Origin of the sequence: Bifidobacterium sp. (genome assembly GCF_050874245.1) — a bacterium.
In the GTDB taxonomy this organism is placed as follows: Bacteria; Actinomycetota; Actinomycetes; order Actinomycetales; family Bifidobacteriaceae; genus Bifidobacterium.
This window is the reverse complement of record NZ_JBNMKH010000119.1, coordinates 1-3,855: the sequence shown is the minus strand read 5'-3', so window position 1 is coordinate 3,855 and position 3,855 is coordinate 1. Positions and strand designations below refer to the sequence as shown.

The following is a 3,855-nucleotide window of genomic DNA, read 5'->3' as shown; positions in this document are numbered from 1 at the left end:
GACATCTCCGTGGTCGGCTTCGACAATTCCGACGATTCGCAGTACTTGTCGCCCGCTTTGACGTCGATTGCGCCGGGACTTGAGGCGGTTGCCCGTCTGTCGGTGAAGGTGCTCAAGGAACGTATTGACGGTCGTGACCCGAATGCCGACAAGCCAGGGGAGAAGGTCTTCCGCAAGGTCTCGTCGTCTCTGGTTGTGCGCCAATCCACCAAGCTTCCGGCCGATGCCCTCGTTGTTTGAGCGTTCGGCTGATGCCCTCGTCAGCTCTTTTGGACTCGGCTGCCTTCCGCATCTCGTCGGGATTGACTGTCCCAGAGGTGTCGCCGGCGGGCATGGATGTGAGACCGTAAGCTTGGCCGAACGGCCTTGAGTGTGTCGAACATCCATGCCTGCCGGCGACATCGGCACTTAAAGCCAGAAAATGAAGATATTTCAAATAATTATCCGTGTCTGTTGTTTGCCGCCGTATCCGGGCAAGTCCCAGTGACGCGCCCGATTTGTTACAACGATGTAAGAATGATATATTCAACGTTGTAAATACTGGAACAACGGATTGAGAAGGACTAAACATGGTTGTTTACAACAATCCGATCGTGCTTCAGCGCGCAGACCCCTGGGTGATCAAGGTCGATGGCGAATACTACTTCACCGCCTCCGATCCGGAATACAATTGCATCGCCATCCGCCACGCGTCAAGCATCAACGATCTGCAGAAGGCTCCGGAGACGGTGGTGTGGCGCAAGCATGAATCCGGCCCGGCGAGCATCTATATCTGGGCTCCCGAGCTGCACCGCATCAACGGCGCTTGGTACATCTACTTCGCCGGCGCCGCAACGGATTTCGAGGCGTCCGGACTGCCGACGCACCGTATGTTCGTGCTGGAGAACACCGATGACGACCCGACCTCCGACAACTGGGTGGAGAAGGGTCAGATCATCACTCCGATCGACTCCTTCTCGCTCGACGCCACCACCGAAGTCATCGATGGCGTGCAGTATCTCGTGTGGGCGCAGAAGGATCCCGCGATCGAAGGCAATTCCAATCTGTACATCGCCAAAATGGCCAATCCGTGGACGCTGGGCAGCGAGCCCGTCATGCTCACCAAGCCGGAATACGACTGGGAGTGCATCGACTTCCTGGTCAATGAAGGCCCGGCCTTCCTGTTTCATGAGAACAAGATCTACATCACGTACTCCGCCTCCGGCACCGGTGTTCCATACGCCGTGGGACTGCTGACCGCCGAACGCGGCAGCGACCTGCTGGACAAGGCCTCCTGGACCAAGAGCCCGGTGCCGGTGTTCAAGACCTGCGCCGAGAACGGCCAGTATGGTCCGGGCCACAATTCGTTCACCAAGTCCGAGGACGACACCGAGGACCTGATGATCTACCATTGCCGCAACTACACGGAGATCAAGGGCGATCCGCTGTTCGACCCGAATCGCCATGCGCGTGTCGGCGTGGTTAAATGGACTGCCGACGGTCCGGATTTCGGCGTGCCGGAACCGGATAATCTGTGGACTCCCACCACCACGGACGTGCTGCCCGCCGATGGCGGACCGCTCGCTGGAACTCCGGCCGTGACCCGCTGAGGACCACTGCCGGAGGGGTGGCCCCATACTATAACCCCCATCCGTATATGGCCGCCATTGACGGCGTGCCATCGTTTGTACAACGATGAAAAAAGTTGTATAATCAAAATTACAACGTTGCAAATGAGCAGGGAGGCTCAATCGTACGAAGGATTCTTCCCATTCGACGCAACGAAGTACGGTCCAGCGATGGGCCGTTGAGAAAAAGGAAGGAAACAATGTCTACATCCAGGCATCTTACCGGGTTGCGGCGCTTCGCCAAGGCCGCCGTGGCCGTGTGCGCGTCACTTGGACTGGTGCTTGCCGCCGGAGGTTGCGGTGCATCCTCGGGCGAAAGCAAGACCATTTACTTCTGGAACAACCTGGTGGGCGATGACGGTCCCGCAATGCAGCGCATCGTCAAGGAATACAACGCCCAAAGCGACTACAAGGTTGTCTTCCAGCCGATGAACGGCGGCGATCTGACCACGAAGATCTACTCCGTGATGCAGACCGGCAAGAACATCCCCGACATCATCATCGGCGACCAGTTCCAGACCGCCGTCCTGCAGTCCCAGGGACTGCTCGACACCATGGACGATTGGCAGAAGGTAGCTCCGGACCTCAAGGAGAGCAGCTTCCTGCCCGCCACTTGGAAGGGCGTCACCGTCAACGGCAAGGCCTACGGCATTCCGCTGTACCTGTACCAGATGGCCATCTACTACAACAAGGACCTGGTCAAGAAGTACAACCTGCAGTACATCCTCGACGACGGATTCGTTACCATCGACGAGATCAAAGACCTCAAGGGCAAGCTGCCCAAGGGTACCTACGCTCTGACCTACGGCAACCTTCCGTGGGCCTTCATGTCCCTGCTGTACGGCGCGGGCGGCACGCTCGAGAACGATATGGACGACCTGACCAAGGACGTGTGGCGCAAGCCCATGGAGAAGCTCAAGGAAGCGTATGACGCCGGCGTGATCGCCCCGATGGACGTCGACGGCGAGCAGGCGTTCGGCTCCGGCAAGGCCGTGTTCGCGCAGCTCGGCACTTGGGCCCAGGGCAACATGTCCAACACGTTGGGCGCCGACAAGATCGCTGAGGCCAACACCCTGCAGTACAGCGCCGACAATCCGGTGAACTTCTTCTACCAGTGCAACTGGATGCAGCTGAAGGACCCGCACCGCTCCGCCGCGAAGTCCGCGGCCGCCGCCGACTTCGTCAAGTACGTGTACGAGCACTGGATGGATTGGTCGGAAGTCGGTTCCATCTCGCCGGCATACCGTGATCTGAACAATCCGAAGTACCAGAAGCTGATTCAGGCGTCCTTCACCAACAGCAAGAAGGAACGCAGCTACATCAAGACCTCCAACTACCTCTACGGAGGCTACGCGACCGCTGGTTGGGGTACATACAACGACATCGTCTACGGCAACGTGGGTCTTGACGAAGGTCTGAAGACCCTCGACCTCATGGCCCAAGGCCAAATCGAGATTCAGGAGGAATCGTGATGAGCAAGGCATCTACGATCGGATCCGCAAAATCGTCCATGAAGCGCAAGAACTCCATCTGGCACGCACTGCCATACATCGCTCCGCACTTCATCATCTTCGCCGTCTTCGGCATCATCCCGATCATCTTCGGCATCGGCCTGGCGTTCACCCGCTGGAACATGGTCGGCTCACCGAAGTTCGTCGGCCTGCAGAACTTCGCGAAGATCTTCGACCCCAGCACCTACTTCTACTCGATCTTCTGGCGTGACCTCGGCCACACCCTGCTCTTCGTGGTGGTCAGCGTGCCGTTGACCATCATCGTGCCGCTGTTGCTCGCTGTGGCGCTCAGCAAGAAGGGCCTCAAGGGCGCCGGTCTGTTCCAGGCGATCTTCTACATCCCTGGCCTGATCTCCATCGCTGCAGGCGCACTGGTTTGGCGCATGGTCTTCAACTCCCAGTTCGGCCTGCTGAACACCACCTTCCACTCCGACATCAACTGGCTCGGCAAGAACCCGTACGCATGGATCACCATCTTCGTGCTCGTGCTGTGGGCCGGCATCGGCGGCAACCTTGTCATCTACCGTTCCGCGCTTTCCGGTGTGGACGAAAGCCTGTACGAAGCCGCGAAGGTCGACGGAGCCGGTCCGGTCAGAATCTTCTTCTCCATCACCCTGCCGGAAATCAAGCTGCCGTTGTTCTACACCACCATCATGACCACCACGGGCGCCTTCAACGTGTGGGGCCAGCCGGTCATGCTGACCAACGGCGGACCGAACTACCAGACCCAGGTGCTG

At 58.6% G+C, this 3,855-nt stretch carries 4 protein-coding genes; all 4 read left to right on the top strand.

Features of this window, described 5'->3' with window-relative positions:
• Positions 1–240, top strand: a 240-nt coding sequence (locus ACR0P8_RS08915; RefSeq protein ID WP_432624730.1) for a substrate-binding domain-containing protein, incomplete at its 5' end; no start/stop codon positions are given.
• A 329-nt stretch (positions 241–569) separates the two neighbouring features.
• Positions 570–1,589: a glycoside hydrolase family 43 protein gene (locus ACR0P8_RS08910; RefSeq protein ID WP_432624729.1), complete on the top strand. Its 1,020-nt coding sequence runs from the start codon at positions 570–572 to the stop codon at positions 1,587–1,589.
• Positions 1,590–1,807: 218 nt separating this feature from the next.
• The gene (locus tag ACR0P8_RS08905) at positions 1,808–3,079 is read left to right on the top strand and encodes an ABC transporter substrate-binding protein (protein WP_432624728.1); all 1,272 of its coding nucleotides are present in this window, start codon (positions 1,808–1,810) and stop codon (positions 3,077–3,079) included.
• A partial coding sequence (locus tag ACR0P8_RS08900; protein ID WP_432624727.1) for a carbohydrate ABC transporter permease occupies positions 3,079–3,855 on the top strand: 777 nt, incomplete at its 3' end. The genes ACR0P8_RS08905 and ACR0P8_RS08900, both read left to right, overlap by 1 nt.